Raw genomic sequence first — 16,412 nt, 5'->3', positions numbered from 1 at the left:
ACCCGCAGGTTCTACCTCGGCAGTCGCTACAGGACTTATCAGTCACAGTGAATAATCCTCTGGCCGATACGTTTTTAGAGGTGCCCTTGTACCCACGCGCAATCGCCGGGCCTTTGTCCCCAGGCGAGTTTCTTTTCACCGGAGAGTAACGAGGAATCCATGAAGGTTCTTGTAGCTGTCAAACGAGTGGTCGACTACAACGTCAAGGTTCGCGTCAAAGCGGATAACTCCGGCGTCGACCTTGCAAACGTCAAGATGTCCATGAACCCCTTCTGCGAAATCGCGGTGGAAGAAGCCGTACGCCTGAAAGAAAAGGGCATTGCGACCGAGATCATCGCCGTTGCAGTCGGCCCGACTGCTGCCCAGGAGCAACTGCGCACCGCGCTGGCCCTCGGCGCTGACCGTGCCATCCTGGTCGAGACCAGTGATGAACTGAACTCGCTGGCCGTGGCCAAGGTGCTCAAGGCGCTGGTCGACAAGGAGCAGCCGCAGCTGGTGATCCTCGGCAAACAGGCGATCGACAGCGACAACAATCAGACCGGGCAGATGCTCGCGGCGCTGACTGGCTATGCCCAGGGCACCTTCGCCTCCAAGGTTGAGGTGGCCGGTGACAAGCTCAATGTCACCCGTGAAATCGATGGCGGCCTGCAGACTGTATCGCTGAACCTGCCGGCGATCGTCACTACCGACCTGCGCCTGAACGAGCCGCGCTATGCGTCGCTGCCGAACATCATGAAGGCCAAGAAGAAGCCACTGGAGACTGTTACTCCGGACGCGCTGGGCGTTTCTACCGCCTCCACTGTGAAGACCGTAAAAGTCGAAGCGCCGGCTGCACGCAGCGCGGGTATCAAGGTCAAGTCGGTGGCTGAACTGGTCGAGAAATTGAAGAACGAGGCGAAGGTAATCTAAATGACTATCCTGGTTATCGCTGAACACGAGAACGGCGCTGTTGCCCCGGCCACCCTCAATACCGTTGCTGCTGCCGCCAAGATTGGTGGTGAAGTCCACGTACTGGTCGCCGGCGCCAACGTTGGTGCTGTCGCCGAAGCCGCAGCCAAGATCGCTGGCGTGGCCAAGGTGCTGGTAGCCGACAACGCCGCCTATGCCCACCTGCTGCCGGAAAACGTCGCGCCGTTGCTGGCCGAGCTGGGCAAGGGTTACAGCCACGTGCTGGCTCCGGCCACCACCAACGGCAAGAACATCCTGCCACGGGTTGCTGCACTGCTGGACGTCGACCAGATCTCCGAGATCATCGCGGTCGAGTCTGCCGACACCTTCAAGCGCCCGATCTATGCTGGTAACGCCATTGCCACCGTGCAATCGAGCGCGGCCGTCAAGGTCATCACCGTGCGTACCACCGGCTTCGATCCGGTTGCTGCCGAAGGTGGTTCGGCCACTGTCGAAGCCGTCAGCGCTGCCCACGATGCCGGCAAGTCGGCGTTCGTTGGCGAAGAGCTGGCCAAGTCGGACCGTCCCGAGCTGACTGCTGCCAAGATCGTCGTTTCCGGCGGCCGCGGCATGGGTAACGGTGACAACTTCAAGCACCTGTACACCCTGGCCGACAAGCTCGGCGCCGCCGTTGGTGCATCCCGCGCTGCGGTAGACGCAGGCTTTGTGCCGAACGACATGCAGGTCGGTCAGACCGGCAAGATCGTCGCGCCGCAGCTGTACATCGCCGTCGGTATTTCCGGCGCGATCCAGCACCTGGCCGGTATGAAAGACTCCAAAGTGATCGTTGCGATCAACAAGGATGAAGAGGCGCCGATCTTCCAGGTAGCTGATTACGGCCTGGTCGCGGACCTGTTCGAAGCAGTTCCGGAGCTGGAAAAGCTGGTCTGATCCGCCTGCTTCACTTATAAAGAAGCCCGGCCCTCGACATGAGGGCCGGGCTTTTTTCATAAGGAGTGGTGGATGAATTTTCGCAGAACGGGCAGGGCGCTGGTCTGCCTGGCCGCGCTGATGTCGCCTGCGGTCATGGCGGCCGGCAAGTGCGAGCGCCTGGTCGCCACCGGCAGCCCGGATGCGCCGCCTTATTCATGGCAGGACCCGCAAGACCCGCGGCACCTGATCGGGGCCAACGTCGACCTGCTGCGCCAGGTGGCGACCGAGCTTGGCCTGAAGCTTGAAGTGCTGCACGCCGGCCGCCGCGATCAAGCGCTGGAAGAGGTGCGCAGCGGGCGTATGGACCTGTTGCTCGATACGCCCATGCAGGTAACCCAACTGGATGCCCTGGATTACATCCACCCTGCGCTGCAGCTCAATGAATACCTGGTCTGGACCCGGCATGACGGCGCCGTGGTGTTCGACGGGCCGGCTGATCTGGCTCGCTACCAGGGCACTTTGTCCGAGCGGGCGCGGCTGACCCCGGCCTTCGAGGCCTTTGCCAAGGCGCAGCTCAAGCTGGTGCCGGCGCAGAACCTGACTCAGGCGTTCCAGAAGCTGGTGCTCGGTCAGGTTGATTATGTGCTGGCCGGGCGCTACTCGGGCATGGCCATGGTCCAGGGCCTGGGCATGGCCAATGACCTGATCGCCCGTGGCCTGCCGGTGGACCGCCCCGGGCTGTACCTGGCTGTGTCGCACAACTCGGCCTGCAATGACGCCTGGTTGCGCGGACAACTGGCAAAAAAACTGACAGAATTGCCGATCTCCGGTGCATCCGAAACGGTGCTGCAACGTAACGTCGAACGCTGGAAGGCGCAGATGTTGGTGCCCCAGGATGCCCCCAAACAGTAGGAAGACCGTGTTGAGAATCCAACCCTTGATGCTGGCCCTGGCCATCACCAGCCTGGCTGGCTGTGCCAATGATCCGGCGCCCACTGAACAACTGCGGCTGTCCGAGCAGGCGCTGGAGCAGGCCAAGGCCGTCGGTGCCACCGATCAGGTCGAAGCGCTGAAGCTGGCAGACGAAAAACTGACTCGCGCCAAAGCCAATCTGCTCAGCCAGGACAATCGCGATGCACGCATGCGCGCCGAGCAGGCCGAACTGGATGCGCGCCTGGCCGAGGCACAGGTATTGACGCTCAAGAGCGAAGAGCAGTTGACCGTGCTGCAGTCGCGCGTCAAGCGCTTGCGCAAGCAATTGGAGGCGCAGCCATGAATCGCACTACGCCAATCGCGGCGCTGGCATTGCTGGCGCTGGTCGGTCTGCAGGGCTGTGCCAGCCAGCGCAGCGAGTCGGCCCTGGAGGACGCCAGCGCGGCGTTCCAGAAGGTCAAGGATGACTCCAACGTGCTGCGCAGTGCGCCACGCGACGTGATCCGCGCCGGCGAGTCGCTTGCCAAGGCCGAGCGCTTGTCCAGCTACATCGGCACCGGTGCCGATGTGCGCCACTACGCTTATCTGAGCCAGCGCTACAGCGAGATCGCTGCCGAGCACGCCAAGCTGTCGTTGAATCAGGAGCGCATCGCCAAGCTTGATCTGGAGCGTCAGCGCCTGCAATTGGCGCTACGTGAGGCCAAGCTGGCCAGTGTGCAGCAGCAAGGCAAGTGGGTCGAAGCGCAGATCAGCGCGCTGGCCTCCGAGCAGAGCGAACGCGGCCTGGTGATGACCCTCGGCGATGTGCTGTTCGACACCGGTCGGGCTGATCTGAAGAATTCGGCAAGTCGCACCGTGCTCAAGCTGGTGCAGTTTCTCCAGCTCAATCCGCGCCGTGTGATCCGCATCGAGGGTTACACCGACAGCACTGGTACGCCGGAAGACAACCTCAAGCTGTCGCGTGATCGTGCACAGGCCGTGGCCGATATGCTGGTCGATCTGGGTATCGACGAGAAGCGTATTCAGGTCGAGGGTTACGGCGACCAGTACCCGATCGACGTCAATGCTTCGGAGCGGGGCAGGGCGCAGAACCGCCGAGTCGAGATCGTCTTCTCGGACGACAAGGGCAAACTCGCCGCGCCACGCTGACGGATGCTGCTCGCGGGGCCGTTGCATGGCCCCGTGAGCTGGCGTGGATAAACCCTGAAAGGGTGCTGGTCACGTAACTGTAATGTCGACTATTCTGCAATCTGTCCCCGTACACTTTGCAACTGTTCCGGTATTCTGCCTATCAGTGAGTCGCATAAAAACAACGACCCGTCCGCGCTTCGAGAATCCGTCATGACCAACCTGCTGCTGTACCAGCGCATCGCCCAGCAACTGGCTGAGGACATCCGTCGCGGTGTCTACCAGCCCGGGGAGCGAGTACCGTCGGTGCGCAAGATGAGCGCGCAGCTCAATGTCAGCCACGCAACCGTGCTTCAGGCCTACGCCAACCTGGAAGACCAGGGGCTGATCCGCGCACGGCCGCAGTCCGGCTACTATGTGCACCAGACGCCAGCGTTGACTGCGCAGACGCCGGACATCGCCCGCGTCGAGCGGCCTGGCCTGGTCACCCGCGCGACCATCATCCAGCAGGTACTGACCGAGGCACGTCGGGATGGCGTATTCCCGTTCGGCGCTGCCGTGCCGCATGTCGACTATCTGCCGGTACGAGCGCTACACCAGCAATTGGCCAAGGTCACCCGTTTTCATAGCCCGCGCGCGTTCAGTTACATGTTCAGCCCGGGCTTCGAGCCACTGCGTCGACAGATAGCCATTCGCATGCGTGATGCCGGTGTGTTGGTCGACCCGAGTGAGATCATCGTGACCCATGGCTGTGTCGATGCGCTGCAGATGTCGCTGCGCGTGCTGACCCGGCCGGGCGACCTGATCGCAGCCGAGTCGCCGACCTATTACGGCCTGCTGCAACTGGCTGATCTGCTTGGGCTGAAAGTCATCGAGATCCCCAGCGACCCTGCCAACGGCATCAGCCTTGAGGCATTGCAGCTGGCGGCCAATCAGTGGTCGATCAAGGCGCTGGTACTGACTGCGCGATTGAGCAACCCGCTTGGCGGCACCATCCCGGAAGAGCGCCAGAAGCAGCTGCTGCGGCTGGCGTCGGACTTCGACATCCAGATCGTCGAGGATGATATCTACGGCGAGCTGATGTTCGAACAGGGCCGCACCAAGGCACTCAAGGCCTACGACCGGCTGGATCGGGTGATCTACTGCTCGAGCTTTTCCAAGACCTTATCGCCCGGCGTACGGGTGGGCTGGATGATTGCCGGCCGTTATCAGGCCGAGATCCAGCGCTTGCAGACTTTCACTACCCACTCGGCTTGCAGCGTGACTCAGATGGGGGTGTCGGCGTACCTGGAAAACGGCGGCTATGACCGCCACCTGCGCTTTATCCGCCAGGAATACCGCAAGAACCTCAGTGCGTATCAGTTGGCGGTGCAGCAGCACTTCCCTGAGGGCACGCAAATGACCCGGCCAACCGGCGGTTTCATCCTTTGGGTGAGTCTGCCTGGGCGGGTCAACACCCAGGAGTTGCATGTGCGCGCGCTGGAGCAGGGCATCAGTATCGCGCCAGGGTTGATCTTCAGTAATACCGAGCAGTTCAACCACTGTATTCGGCTCAATTGCGGTATCCCGTGGAACAAGGAAGCCGAGCGCGCCGTGATCACCCTTGGCCTGCTGGCCCATCAATTGTGCAAAGACTCGGCCAGTTCACTGTTCTAGTCTTGCCAGACTCAGGCGGAACCGCCAGCATAGTCCTGTCATTCAGCGGTGTTTATGGAGTTCATGAAAGCGCTTCGCTGTTTTGCCCTGTTGTTTTGCCTGGCTCCGCTGTGTTTCTCCAGCGGTGCGCTGCAGGCTGCGTCCACAGCGCCCGTCGCTGCCCCGGCCAAGGCGGCCAGCAAAGCCACCGCTGGCAAGGCGAGCACGCCCCCGGCAAAGGCTGCGGTACGGAAGAAGGCCAAGGCCAAGCCTGTGGCGAGAAACAAGCGCAAGGCAGTCAGCAAGGCTGTGGCCAAACCGGTACCCAAGACCAAGCTCGACCTCAGCTTGCCTACGCACTTGGTCGACAAGCTGGAGCCGGAGGTGAATACCTTGTCGTCGCAACGGCGCAAGCCTCTGCTGCCGTCGATGTTCCCGGAGAACCCGCCGGCGGATGACAGCCCATTTCAGCTCAACGGGCGCTTGATCAACAACGAGATGCAGCTGCAGTTGCGCAATGACAGCCGGCGTGAAGTCGAAGGCGCTGCCATCGATTTTCAATTCCGCCAGTAACTGCAACTGACTGCCGGGTCACGGCAGATTTCATCTGGCCAGCAATTTCAAACGAATGTTTGAGTCGTTACTATCAGGGACGTTCGTCCCGTTTTGTTCCAGGAGTCTAGACTTGATGAAATGCCGAGAGGGTTGCGGTGCATGCTGCATCGCCCCTTCGATCAGCTCGCCCATGCCGCGCATGCCACATGGCAAGCCGGCCGGTGAGCGCTGCCTGCACCTGACGCCGAGCAATCTCTGTGAGCTTTTCGGCAGGCCGGAGCGCCCCGCAGTGTGTGGTGGCTTCAAGGCCGATGTCGAGGTGTGTGGCAGTGACAGTGACGAGGCAATCAGGCTTCTTGGCTGGCTGGAGCAGATGACGGCGGCGTGACACGGTATCTTCGACAACAAGGATAAGCATGATGAGATCGTTCAAGCGTATTGCACTGCTGTGTGGCATGGGTGTGTTGTTGGCTCCGGCCGCCTGGGCAGAAAACTGGCAGGTGGCCAAGGACAAGGACGGCATCACCGTGTCGCTCAGCGAGGTGGCAGGATCGCAGTACAAGGCCTACCGCGGCGTGACGGTGATCAAGGCACCGCTGGCCAAGGTCAAGGCGCTGCAGGAAGACGTCGCCGGGGCCTGTGCCTGGATCCATGAGTGCGAGTCGCAGAAGCTGCTCAAGCATGAGGGTGATCAAACCTGGACTTACAGCCGCTTCAATACGCCGCCGCTGGTTACCCCGCGCGACTCGGTGATGCTGGTTACCACCACTCAGCAAGCGGACGGCAGCCTGCTGCGCACGCTGGAAGAAAAGCCCGATTATCTGCCGGCAGAAAAGGGTTTTGTGCGGGTGGCCAAGGTTGAAGGCTTCTGGAAGCTGGTGCCCAAGGGTGACAGCACTGAGGTGACCTATCAGGTGCACACCGAACCAGGTGGCAGCGTGCCGTCCTGGCTCGCCAACAAATTCGTCGTGGATGCACCGTTCAATACCCTGCAGGCGCTGCGCGAGCGCGCCGAGAAGCCCTGATCGGCAAATGCAAAAAGGCTGCCCGAGGGCAGCCTTTTTTACGCATTCAGCATTAAACCAGCGATGCTTACTTGCGATCCGTCAGGTTGACGATATCGCGCTGCGGCTCACCGGTGTACAGCTGGCGTGGACGGCCAATCTTGTACGGGCTGGAGAGCATTTCTTTCCAGTGCGAGATCCAGCCGACAGTACGTGCCAGGGCAAAGATCACGGTGAACATGCTGGTCGGAATGCCGATCGCCTTGAGGATGATCCCCGAGTAGAAGTCGACGTTCGGATACAGCGAGCGCTCGATGAAGTACGGATCGGTCAGAGCGATCTCTTCAAGGCGCATGGCCAGTTGCAGTTGCGGGTCGTCCTTGATGCCCAGCTCGCGCAGGACTTCGTCGCAGGTCTGCTTCATCACGGTGGCGCGCGGGTCACGGTTCTTGTAGACGCGGTGACCGAAGCCCATCAACTTGAACGGATCGTTCTTGTCCTTGGCCTTGGCGATGAAAGTGTCGATGTTGGAAACATCGCCGATTTCATCGAGCATGGTCAGTACGGCTTCGTTGGCGCCGCCGTGTGCCGGGCCCCACAGCGCGGCGATGCCGGCTGCGATACAGGCGAACGGGTTGGCACCCGACGAACCGGCCAGACGTACGGTGGAGGTCGAAGCGTTCTGCTCGTGGTCGGCATGGAGGATGAAGATCCGGTCCATCGCCTTGGCCAGCACCGGGCTGATCGGTTTGATCTCGCACGGGGTGTTGAACATCATGTGCAGGAAGTTTTCCGCGTACGACAGGTCGTTGCGCGGGTACATCATCGGCTGGCCCATGGAGTACTTGTAAACCATCGCTGCCAGGGTCGGCATTTTCGCGACCAGGCGCACCGCGGAAATTTCGCGGTGTTGCGGGTTATTGATATCCAGGGAGTCGTGGTAGAACGCCGAGAGGGCGCCGACCACACCGCACATCACCGCCATCGGGTGAGCGTCGCGGCGGAAACCGTTGAAGAACGACTTCAGCTGCTCGTGAACCATGGTGTGGTTCTTGACGGTGCTGACGAACTGCGCCTTCTGCTCAGCATTCGGCAGTTCGCCGTTGAGCAGCAGGTAGCAGGTTTCGAGGTAGTCCGATTGCTCGGCGAGCTGCTCGATCGGGTAGCCGCGGTGCAGCAGGATGCCCTTGTCGCCGTCAATGTAGGTGATCTTCGACTCGCACGAGGCAGTCGCCATGAAACCTGGGTCGAAGGTGAAGTGACCAGAAGCCCCCAACCCGCGGACGTCGATTACATCGGGACCAACGGTGCCGGTTAAAATGGGCAGCTCGACGGGGGCTGCGCCCTCGATGACCAACTGCGCTTTTTTGTCAGCCATGTGGCCTCCTATTAATGCTTGAAATCATCAGACAGACCCCCCACGCAGGGCCCGCACCACTATAGAGGGATAAATTCAGATGTCAATTTGCCTAAAGGTGGGTTGAATCACCCCCTAAGGCCTGATTTTTCAAGAAATTGGCGCCCGTTTACGCCTTTTGTTCGCTAAAGGCAATGCGCTATTTGGGCTAGCCCATCACGTTGTCATAAGCAGCCTAACTGTCTATACTCGGCAGCCGACCGCCAAGGGCTTGCAAGCCCGATTGCTGGGGGTCGCCGTTCTCTGGGTGGTGGGTACCTGACCAGTACACTTACCAACAACTTTGCCCTGTTAGCTTGGGGCTCTTCAGTGTGAAAAAAGCCGTGAAAAGCCAACGACCTGTAAACCTAGACCTAAGGACCATCAAACTCCCCATTACCGGTATTACGTCATTCCTGCACCGTGTCTCCGGCATCATTCTCTTCCTGGGCTTGGCGATCATGCTTTACGCATTGAGCAAATCCCTGGGTTCGGAGGAAGGTTTCGGCGAGGTGAAGGCGTGCTTGACCAGTCCGCTGGCCAAGTTCGTGGCGTGGGGTCTCCTCTCTGCCCTGCTGTATCACCTGGTTGCCGGTGTGCGCCATTTGATCATGGACATGGGCGTCGGTGAGACACTGGAAGGCGGAAGACTGGGCTCGAAAATCATCATCGCTGTTTCCGTAGTGGTGATCGTGCTGGCAGGAGTTTGGATATGGTAACTAACGTCACGAACCTCTCGCGTTCGGGCCTCTATGACTGGATGGCGCAGCGCGTATCTGCGGTCGTTCTCGCGGCTTACTTCATCTTCCTGATCGGCTACCTCGTCGCCCACCCGGGTATCGAGTTTGCCCAGTGGCACGCTCTGTTCTCCAACAATGCGATGCGAATCTTCAGTCTGTTGGCCCTGGTGGCCCTTGGCGCTCACGCCTGGGTCGGCATGTGGACCATCGCCACTGACTACCTGACGCCAATGGCGCTGGGCAAGTCGGCGACTGCGATTCGTTTCCTGTTCCAGGCGGTATGCGGCGTTGCGATGTTCGCTTACTTCGTCTGGGGTGTGCAGATTCTCTGGGGTATCTGATTCATGGCTATGATTCCAACGATTTCATTCGACGCCATCATTGTTGGTGGTGGCGGTGCCGGCATGCGCGCTGCGCTGCAGCTGGCCCAGGGCGGTCACAAGACTGCCGTGATCACCAAGGTCTTCCCGACCCGCTCGCACACTGTATCCGCCCAAGGCGGCATCACCTGCGCAATCGCCTCGGCTGACCCGAACGACGATTGGCGCTGGCACATGTACGACACCGTCAAGGGGTCGGACTACATTGGTGACCAGGACGCTATCGAATACATGTGTCAGGAAGGCCCGGCTGCGGTGTTCGAGCTGGACCACATGGGTCTGCCGTTCTCGCGTACCGAAACTGGCCGTATCTACCAGCGTCCGTTCGGTGGCCAGTCCAAGGACTTCGGCAAGGGCGGTCAGGCGGCGCGCACCTGCGCAGCTTCCGACCGTACCGGTCACGCGCTGCTGCACACCCTGTACCAGGGTAACCTGAAAGCCGGCACCACCTTCCTCAACGAGTACTACGCAGTCGATCTGGTGAAAAACCAGGACGGCGCATTCGTTGGTGTGATCGCGATCTGCATCGAAACCGGCGAAACCCTGTACATCAAGGCCAAGGCCACTGTACTGGCGACTGGCGGTGCGGGCCGTATCTACGCGTCGACCACCAATGCCCTGATCAACACCGGTGACGGTATCGGCATGGCCCTGCGTGCAGGCGTTCCGGTACAAGACATCGAAATGTGGCAGTTCCACCCGACCGGCATCGCCGGCGCTGGTGTACTGGTCACCGAAGGTTGCCGCGGTGAAGGCGGTTACCTGATCAACAAGCACGGCGAGCGTTTCATGGAGCGCTATGCGCCTAACGCCAAGGACCTTGCCGGTCGTGACGTTGTGGCCCGCTCGATGGTCAAGGAAATCATCGCCGGTAACGGCTGTGGTCCGAATGGCGACCACGTGATGCTCAAGCTCGACCACCTCGGCGAAGAAGTGCTGCACAGCCGCCTGCCAGGCATCTGCGAGCTGTCCAAGACCTTCGCCCACGTCGACCCAGTGGTCGCGCCGGTGCCGGTCGTACCAACCTGCCACTACATGATGGGCGGCGTTGCCACCAACATTCATGGTCAGGCCATGACCCAGGACGCCGACGGCGTCGACCAGATCATCCCGGGCTTGTTCGCCGTGGGTGAAGTGGCTTGCGTATCGGTTCACGGCGCTAACCGCCTGGGCGGCAACTCGCTGCTCGACCTGGTGGTGTTCGGTCGTGCTGCTGGTCTGCACCTGGAAAAAGCGCTGTCCGACGGCATCACCTACACCGACGCCAGCGACACCGACATCGAAGTCGCCCTGAGCCGCTTGAACAAGCTCAATCAGCGCACTGATGGCGAAGACGTGGCTACCCTGCGTCGCGAGCTGCAAAGCTGCATGCAGAACTACTTCGGCGTGTTCCGCACCGGCGAATACATGCAGAAGGGAATCGAGCAGCTGGCTCAGCTGCGCGAGCGTATTGGCAACGTCAAGATCAACGACAAGTCCCAGGCCTTCAACACCGCGCGGATCGAAGCGCTGGAGCTGCAGAACCTGCTGGAAGTTGCCGAAGCTACTGCGATCGCCGCAGAAGTGCGTAAAGAGTCGCGCGGTGCTCACGCCCGTGAAGACTTCGAAGATCGTGACGACGAAAACTGGCTGTGCCACACCCTGTTCTTCCCAGGTGAGAAGCGGGTTGCCAAGCGCGCAGTCAACTTCGCACCGAAGACCGTACCGGCGTTTGAGCCAAAAATCCGGACTTACTAAGGGGTGGCCGCTATGTTGAAAGTCGAAGTATATCGCTACAACCCGGACACCGACTCGGCGCCGAAAACTCAGATTTTCGAAGTCGACACCGGTGGCAAGGACCTGATGGTGCTGGACGTGCTGGCACTGATCAAGGAGCAGGACGAAGGTTTCTCCTATCGTCGCTCCTGCCGTGAAGGCGTCTGTGGTTCCGACGGCATGAACATCAACGGCAAGAACGGTCTGGCGTGCATCACGCCGCTGTCTGCCGTAGTAAAAGGTAACAAATTGGTCGTGCGTCCGCTGCCGGGCCTGCCAGTTATCCGTGACCTGGTCGTCGATATGAGCATCTTCTACAAGCAGTACGAGAAGGTGAAGCCATTCCTGCAGAACGATTCGCCAGCTCCGGCTATCGAACGCCTGCAATCGCCAGAAGAGCGCGAGAAGCTGGACGGTCTGTACGAGTGCATCCTGTGCGCTTGCTGCTCGACTTCCTGCCCGTCGTTCTGGTGGAACCCGGACAAGTTCCTCGGTCCAGCTGCACTGCTGCAGGCCTATCGCTTCCTGGCCGACAGCCGCGACACGAAAACTCAGGAGCGCCTGGCGTCCCTGGATGACCCGTTCAGCGTATTCCGCTGCCGCGGGATCATGAACTGCGTAAACGTTTGCCCTAAAGGTCTGAATCCGACCAAGGCAATCGGTCACGTACGTAACATGCTGCTGCAAAGCGGCACCTGATACACAGCTGTAGCAAGTGCAAGACACTGAAGCGCGGGTGGTGAGCCCGCGCGGAGGTGAAACCCGGGCAGGGGTCGATAAGGCCCACGCCCATTACCTATGAAGATTTGAGACCAGCAGGGGCTTCCGGGCTGGTACCCGGAAAATCTGCAGGATCCTCGGTGGCGTGATTGGTCGCTGTTCTCGGGCTTTCTCATGCGTATTGAGGTACTTGCCGATTCGTCCCCGAACGAGGGTGACCAAGCATGCAAGAAAGCGTGATGCAGCGCATGTGGGAAAGCGCCCACCTTTCAGGTGGTAACGCTGCATATGTGGAAGAGCTCTACGAACTCTACCTGCACGACCCTAACGCTGTGCCAGAAGAGTGGCGCACCTACTTCCAGAAGTTGCCCGCCGACGGCAGCACCGCTACCGATGTATCGCACTCGACAATCCGCGACCATTTCGTACTGCTGGCAAAGAACCAGCGCCGCGCTCAACCGGTTTCCGCCGGGAGCGTGAGCAGTGAACACGAGAAGAAGCAGGTTGAAGTTCTGCGACTGATCCAGGCCTATCGTATGCGCGGCCATCAGGCTGCCAAGCTCGACCCGTTGGGGTTGTGGCAGCGCCCTGCGCCCGTAGACCTGTCGATCAATCACTACGGCTTGACCAATGCCGATCTTGATACGACCTTCCGTGCCGGCGACCTGTTCATCGGCAAAGAGGAAGCGAGCCTACGCGAAATTCACGATGCGCTGGAGAAGACATATTGTCGCACCATCGGCGCCGAGTTCACCCATATCGTCGATTCCGAGCAGCGTAGCTGGTTCCAGCAGCGTCTCGAAAGCGTGCGTGGGCGTCCGGAGTTTTCCGCTGATGTGCAGGCGCATCTGCTTGAGCGTGTCACCGCAGGTGAAGGCCTCGAGAAGTATCTGGGCACCAAGTATCCAGGTACCAAGCGCTTCGGTCTGGAAGGCGGCGAGAGCCTGATCCCGATGCTGGACGAAATGATCCAGCGCTCGGGCTCCTACGGCACCAAGGAAGTCGTGATCGGCATGGCCCACCGTGGCCGTCTGAACGTGCTGGTCAATACCTTCGGCAAGAACCCGCGCGAGCTGTTCGACGAGTTCGAAGGCAAGAAGATGAACGAGCTGGGCTCGGGTGACGTTAAATATCACCAGGGCTTCTCGTCGAACGTGATGACCCCGGGTGGTGAAGTTCACCTGGCCATGGCGTTCAACCCGTCCCACCTGGAAATCGTCTCGCCAGTGGTGGAGGGTTCGGTGCGCGCCCGTCAGGACCGTCGCAACGACAGCGTTGGCGACAAGGTACTGCCGATCTCGATTCACGGTGATGCTGCGTTCGCTGGCCAGGGTGTGGTACTGGAAACCTTCCAGATGTCGCAGACCCGCGGTTTCAAGACCGGCGGTACCGTGCACATCGTGATCAACAACCAGGTTGGTTTCACCATCAGCAACCCGCTCGACTCGCGTTCCACCGAGTACTGCACCGACGTCGCCAAGATGATTCAGGCGCCGATCCTGCACGTCAACGGTGATGATCCGGAAGCTGTGCTGTTCGTGACCCAGCTGGCCATCGATTACCGCATGCAGTTCAAGCGTGACGTGGTGGTTGACCTGGTCTGCTACCGTCGCCGCGGCCACAACGAAGCGGACGAGCCTAACGGCACCCAGCCACTGATGTATCAGCAGATCAGCAAGCAGCGCACCACCCGTGAGCTGTACGCCGAGTCGCTGATCCAGGCCGGTCGTGTCGATGCCGAGCGTGCTCAGGCCAAGATCGACGAGTACCGCAACGCACTGGACAACGGTCTGCATGTGGTCAAGAGCCTGGTCAAGGAGCCGAACCGCGAACTGTTCGTCGACTGGCGTCCATACCTGGGCCATGCCTGGACCGCGCGTCACGACACCCGTTTTGACCTCAAGACCTTGCAGGACCTGTCGGCCAAACTGCTGGAGATGCCGGAAGGCTTCGTCGTGCAGCGTCAGGTGTCGAAGATCTACGAAGACCGCCAGAAGATGCAGGCCGGTGGCTTGCCGATCAACTGGGGCTATGCCGAAACCATGGCGTACGCCACGTTGGCCTTCGAAGGTCACCCGATCCGCATGACCGGTCAGGATATCGGCCGCGGCACCTTCTCGCACCGCCATGCGGTGTTGCACAACCAGAAGGACGCCAGCACCTATATCCCGCTGCAGAACCTGTACCCGGGCCAGCCACGTTTCGACCTGTACGATTCGTTCCTGTCCGAGGAAGCAGTTCTGGCGTTCGAATACGGTTACTCGACCACTCAGCCAAACGCGCTGGTGATCTGGGAAGCCCAGTTCGGCGACTTCGCCAACGGTGCGCAAGTGGTCATCGACCAGTTCATCACCAGTGGCGAGCACAAGTGGGGCCGTCTGTGCGGTCTGACCATGCTGCTGCCGCACGGCTACGAAGGTCAGGGTCCTGAGCACTCCTCGGCGCGTCTGGAGCGTTACCTGCAGCTGTGCGCCGAGCACAACATCCAGGTGTGCGTACCGACCACCCCGGCACAGATCTACCACCTGCTGCGTCGCCAGGTGATCCGCCCGCTGCGCAAGCCGCTGGTAGTCCTGACGCCGAAGTCGCTGCTGCGCCACAAGCTGGCCGTGTCGACCTTGGAAGACCTGGCAGAAGGCTCGTTCCAGACCGTGATCCCGGAAATCGACACCCTCGATCCGGCCAAGGTCGAACGCTTGATCCTGTGCAGTGGCAAGGTCTACTACGACCTGCTGGAAAAACGCCGTGCCGAAGGCCGCGAAGATATCGCCATCGTGCGTATCGAGCAGCTGTATCCGTTCCCGGAAGACGACCTGGTCGAAATCCTGGCGCCGTACAGCAACCTCAAGGCCGCCGTCTGGTGCCAGGAAGAGCCAATGAACCAAGGCGCCTGGTACAGCAGCCAGCACCACATGCGCCGTATCCTGGGCCGCCACAACAAGGCACTGGTCCTGGAATACGCCGGCCGCGACGCTTCTGCCGCGCCAGCCTGTGGTTACGCATCGAAGCACGCTGAACAGCAGGAAAAACTGCTGCAAGACGCCTTCACTGTTTAATGCTTTCGCGCACCTGAAACCGAATTTAAGGAAACACTGCTAATGGCTATCGAGATCAAAGCCCCAACCTTCCCGGAATCGGTTGCCGACGGCACCGTTGCCACCTGGCACAAACAGCCGGGCGACGCCGTCAAGCGTGACGAGCTGATCGTTGACATCGAAACCGACAAAGTCGTCCTGGAAGTGCTCGCCACTGCCGACGGCGTACTCGGCCCGATCGTCAAGGGCGAGGGCGACACCGTCCTCTCCGACGAACTGCTGGGCTCGATCGTTGAAGGCGGCGCTGCTGCCGCTGCACCTGCTGCTGCCGCGCCTGCTGCTGGCGGCGCTGCCCCGGCCGCTGCTGCCGACGCTGGCGAAGACGACCCGATCGCTGCACCGGCCGCGCGCAAGCTGGCTGAAGAAAGTGGTATCGATCTGGCTACCGTCGCCGGCACTGGCAAAGGCGGTCGTATCACCAAGGAAGACGTGGTTGCCGCCGTTGCCAACAAGAAGTCCGCGCCTGCCGCGGCTCCTGCTGCCAAGCCAGCCGCTGCTGCTGCCGCTCCAGTACTGACCGCCACTGGCGACCGTACCGAGAAGCGTGTGCCGATGACCCGTCTGCGCGCCAAGATCGCCGAGCGTCTGGTCGAAGCCCAGTCGAACATGGCGATGCTGACCACCTTCAACGAAGTCGACATGACCGAAGTCATGGCTCTGCGTTCGAAGTACAAGGACCTGTTCGAGAAGTCCCACAACGGCGTACGCCTGGGCTTCATGTCGTTCTTCGTCAAGGCCGCTACCGAGGCGCTCAAGCGCTACCCGGCAGTCAACGCCTCGATCGACGGCACCGACATCGTCTACCACGGCTTTGCTGACGTCGGCGTTGCCGTCTCCAGCGACCGTGGCCTGGTGGTTCCAGTACTGCGCAACGCCGAGCAGATGAGCCTGGCGGAAATCGAGAACGGCATCGCCACCTTCGGCAAGAAGGCTCGTGACGGCAAGCTGGGCATCGAAGACATGACCGGCGGTACCTTCACCATCACCAACGGTGGTACATTCGGCTCGATGATGTCGACCCCGATCGTCAACCCGCCGCAGGCGGCTATTCTGGGCATGCACAACATCATCCAGCGTCCGATGGCGGTCAATGGCCAGGTTGCCATTCGCCCGATGATGTATCTGGCGCTGTCCTACGATCACCGTCTGATCGATGGCAAGGAAGCAGTAACCTTCCTGGTCACCATCAAGAACCTGCTGGAAGACCCGGCTCGTCTGCTGCTGGACATCTAACACGCAGCTGCAAGCGG

16 protein-coding genes are annotated in these 16,412 nt (G+C 60.6%); 15 read left to right on the top strand and 1 reads right to left on the bottom strand.

Annotation, left to right across the window (positions count from 1 at the left end):
• Positions 1–159: 159 nt before the first annotated feature.
• The 9 genes from M2396_RS19275 to M2396_RS19235 all read left to right on the top strand — a co-directional run bounded on the left by M2396_RS19275 (position 160) and on the right by M2396_RS19235 (position 7,097).
• Positions 160–909, top strand: a complete 750-nt coding sequence (locus tag M2396_RS19275) for an electron transfer flavoprotein subunit beta/FixA family protein (protein WP_101318106.1) — start codon at positions 160–162, stop codon at positions 907–909.
• Positions 910–1,839: an electron transfer flavoprotein subunit alpha/FixB family protein gene (locus M2396_RS19270; protein WP_101318108.1), complete on the top strand. Its 930-nt coding sequence runs from the start codon at positions 910–912 to the stop codon at positions 1,837–1,839. It abuts the gene before it with no gap.
• Between the two features lie 72 nt (positions 1,840–1,911).
• Positions 1,912–2,733, top strand: coding sequence for an ABC transporter substrate-binding protein (locus M2396_RS19265; protein WP_101318110.1), 822 nt, complete (start codon positions 1,912–1,914; stop codon positions 2,731–2,733).
• Positions 2,734–2,743: 10 nt separating this feature from the next.
• Positions 2,744–3,097 (top strand): DUF4398 domain-containing protein, encoded by a 354-nt coding sequence (locus tag M2396_RS19260; RefSeq protein ID WP_101318113.1) that lies wholly within the window; start codon positions 2,744–2,746, stop codon positions 3,095–3,097.
• Positions 3,094–3,903, top strand: a complete 810-nt coding sequence (locus M2396_RS19255; protein ID WP_101318115.1) for an OmpA family protein — start codon at positions 3,094–3,096, stop codon at positions 3,901–3,903. Before M2396_RS19260 ends, M2396_RS19255 begins: the two co-directional genes overlap by 4 nt.
• 192 nt (positions 3,904–4,095) lie before the next feature.
• Positions 4,096–5,538 carry a PLP-dependent aminotransferase family protein gene (locus M2396_RS19250; protein WP_101318118.1) on the top strand — a complete coding sequence of 481 codons (1,443 nt, stop codon included), beginning with the start codon at positions 4,096–4,098 and terminating at the stop codon, positions 5,536–5,538.
• Between the two features lie 63 nt (positions 5,539–5,601).
• Complete coding sequence (locus M2396_RS19245) at positions 5,602–6,090, top strand: hypothetical protein (RefSeq protein WP_150569700.1); 489 nt, start codon at positions 5,602–5,604, stop codon at positions 6,088–6,090.
• A 115-nt stretch (positions 6,091–6,205) separates the two neighbouring features.
• Positions 6,206–6,460, top strand: a complete 255-nt coding sequence (locus tag M2396_RS19240; protein WP_101318120.1) for a YkgJ family cysteine cluster protein — start codon at positions 6,206–6,208, stop codon at positions 6,458–6,460.
• A 31-nt stretch (positions 6,461–6,491) separates the two neighbouring features.
• Positions 6,492–7,097 carry an START domain-containing protein gene (locus M2396_RS19235; protein ID WP_101318122.1) on the top strand — a complete coding sequence of 202 codons (606 nt, stop codon included), beginning with the start codon at positions 6,492–6,494 and terminating at the stop codon, positions 7,095–7,097.
• 67 nt (positions 7,098–7,164) lie between these two features.
• Here the strand turns inward: M2396_RS19235 and gltA are convergent, their stop codons facing one another.
• On the bottom strand, positions 7,165–8,454 hold the full coding sequence (gltA, locus tag M2396_RS19230) for a citrate synthase (protein ID WP_101318124.1): 1,290 nt from the start codon (positions 8,452–8,454) through the stop codon (positions 7,165–7,167).
• Between the two features lie 350 nt (positions 8,455–8,804).
• Between gltA and sdhC the strand changes: the two genes are divergently transcribed.
• From sdhC to odhB, 6 genes are all read left to right on the top strand, one after another.
• The gene (sdhC, locus tag M2396_RS19225) at positions 8,805–9,191 is read left to right on the top strand and encodes a succinate dehydrogenase, cytochrome b556 subunit (protein WP_178080755.1); all 387 of its coding nucleotides are present in this window, start codon (positions 8,805–8,807) and stop codon (positions 9,189–9,191) included.
• Positions 9,185–9,553 (top strand): succinate dehydrogenase, hydrophobic membrane anchor protein, encoded by a 369-nt coding sequence (sdhD, locus tag M2396_RS19220; protein WP_101318128.1) that lies wholly within the window; start codon positions 9,185–9,187, stop codon positions 9,551–9,553. Before sdhC ends, sdhD begins: the two co-directional genes overlap by 7 nt.
• A gap of 3 nt (positions 9,554–9,556) precedes the next feature.
• Positions 9,557–11,329 (top strand): succinate dehydrogenase flavoprotein subunit, encoded by a 1,773-nt coding sequence (gene sdhA / locus M2396_RS19215; RefSeq protein WP_101318131.1) that lies wholly within the window; start codon positions 9,557–9,559, stop codon positions 11,327–11,329.
• Between the two features lie 12 nt (positions 11,330–11,341).
• On the top strand, positions 11,342–12,046 hold the full coding sequence (locus M2396_RS19210; RefSeq protein WP_101318133.1) for a succinate dehydrogenase iron-sulfur subunit: 705 nt from the start codon (positions 11,342–11,344) through the stop codon (positions 12,044–12,046).
• 245 nt (positions 12,047–12,291) lie between these two features.
• Positions 12,292–15,123 carry a 2-oxoglutarate dehydrogenase E1 component gene (locus M2396_RS19205; RefSeq protein WP_101318135.1) on the top strand — a complete coding sequence of 944 codons (2,832 nt, stop codon included), beginning with the start codon at positions 12,292–12,294 and terminating at the stop codon, positions 15,121–15,123.
• A gap of 42 nt (positions 15,124–15,165) precedes the next feature.
• Positions 15,166–16,395 (top strand): 2-oxoglutarate dehydrogenase complex dihydrolipoyllysine-residue succinyltransferase, encoded by a 1,230-nt coding sequence (gene odhB / locus M2396_RS19200; protein WP_181108316.1) that lies wholly within the window; start codon positions 15,166–15,168, stop codon positions 16,393–16,395.
• Positions 16,396–16,412 lie beyond the last annotated feature (17 nt).

Source organism: Pseudomonas sp. BIGb0278 (assembly GCF_024809895.1).
In the GTDB taxonomy this organism is placed as follows: Bacteria; Pseudomonadota; Gammaproteobacteria; order Pseudomonadales; family Pseudomonadaceae; genus Aquipseudomonas; species Aquipseudomonas shirazensis.
The sequence above is the reverse complement of the archived record's forward strand: the minus strand, read 5'-3'. Positions and strand labels throughout refer to the sequence as shown.

What these genes read in the sequence shown, in the direction of transcription:
- sdhD (WP_101318128.1), top strand. Translation starts at nt 9,185, where the DNA reads ATGGTAACTAACGTCACGAACCTCTCGCGTTCGGGCCTCTATGACTGG.
- gltA (WP_101318124.1), bottom strand. Translation starts at nt 8,454, where the DNA reads ATGGCTGACAAAAAAGCGCAGTTGGTCATCGAGGGCGCAGCCCCCGTC.
- M2396_RS19275 (WP_101318106.1), top strand. Translation starts at nt 160, where the DNA reads ATGAAGGTTCTTGTAGCTGTCAAACGAGTGGTCGACTACAACGTCAAG.
- M2396_RS19270 (WP_101318108.1), top strand. Translation starts at nt 910, where the DNA reads ATGACTATCCTGGTTATCGCTGAACACGAGAACGGCGCTGTTGCCCCG.
- M2396_RS19205 (WP_101318135.1), top strand. Translation starts at nt 12,292, where the DNA reads ATGCAAGAAAGCGTGATGCAGCGCATGTGGGAAAGCGCCCACCTTTCA.
- M2396_RS19240 (WP_101318120.1), top strand. Translation starts at nt 6,206, where the DNA reads ATGAAATGCCGAGAGGGTTGCGGTGCATGCTGCATCGCCCCTTCGATC.
- M2396_RS19235 (WP_101318122.1), top strand. Translation starts at nt 6,492, where the DNA reads ATGAGATCGTTCAAGCGTATTGCACTGCTGTGTGGCATGGGTGTGTTG.
- odhB (WP_181108316.1), top strand. Translation starts at nt 15,166, where the DNA reads ATGGCTATCGAGATCAAAGCCCCAACCTTCCCGGAATCGGTTGCCGAC.
- M2396_RS19245 (WP_150569700.1), top strand. Translation starts at nt 5,602, where the DNA reads ATGAAAGCGCTTCGCTGTTTTGCCCTGTTGTTTTGCCTGGCTCCGCTG.
- M2396_RS19250 (WP_101318118.1), top strand. Translation starts at nt 4,096, where the DNA reads ATGACCAACCTGCTGCTGTACCAGCGCATCGCCCAGCAACTGGCTGAG.
- sdhA (WP_101318131.1), top strand. Translation starts at nt 9,557, where the DNA reads ATGGCTATGATTCCAACGATTTCATTCGACGCCATCATTGTTGGTGGT.
- M2396_RS19265 (WP_101318110.1), top strand. Translation starts at nt 1,912, where the DNA reads ATGAATTTTCGCAGAACGGGCAGGGCGCTGGTCTGCCTGGCCGCGCTG.
- M2396_RS19255 (WP_101318115.1), top strand. Translation starts at nt 3,094, where the DNA reads ATGAATCGCACTACGCCAATCGCGGCGCTGGCATTGCTGGCGCTGGTC.
- M2396_RS19210 (WP_101318133.1), top strand. Translation starts at nt 11,342, where the DNA reads ATGTTGAAAGTCGAAGTATATCGCTACAACCCGGACACCGACTCGGCG.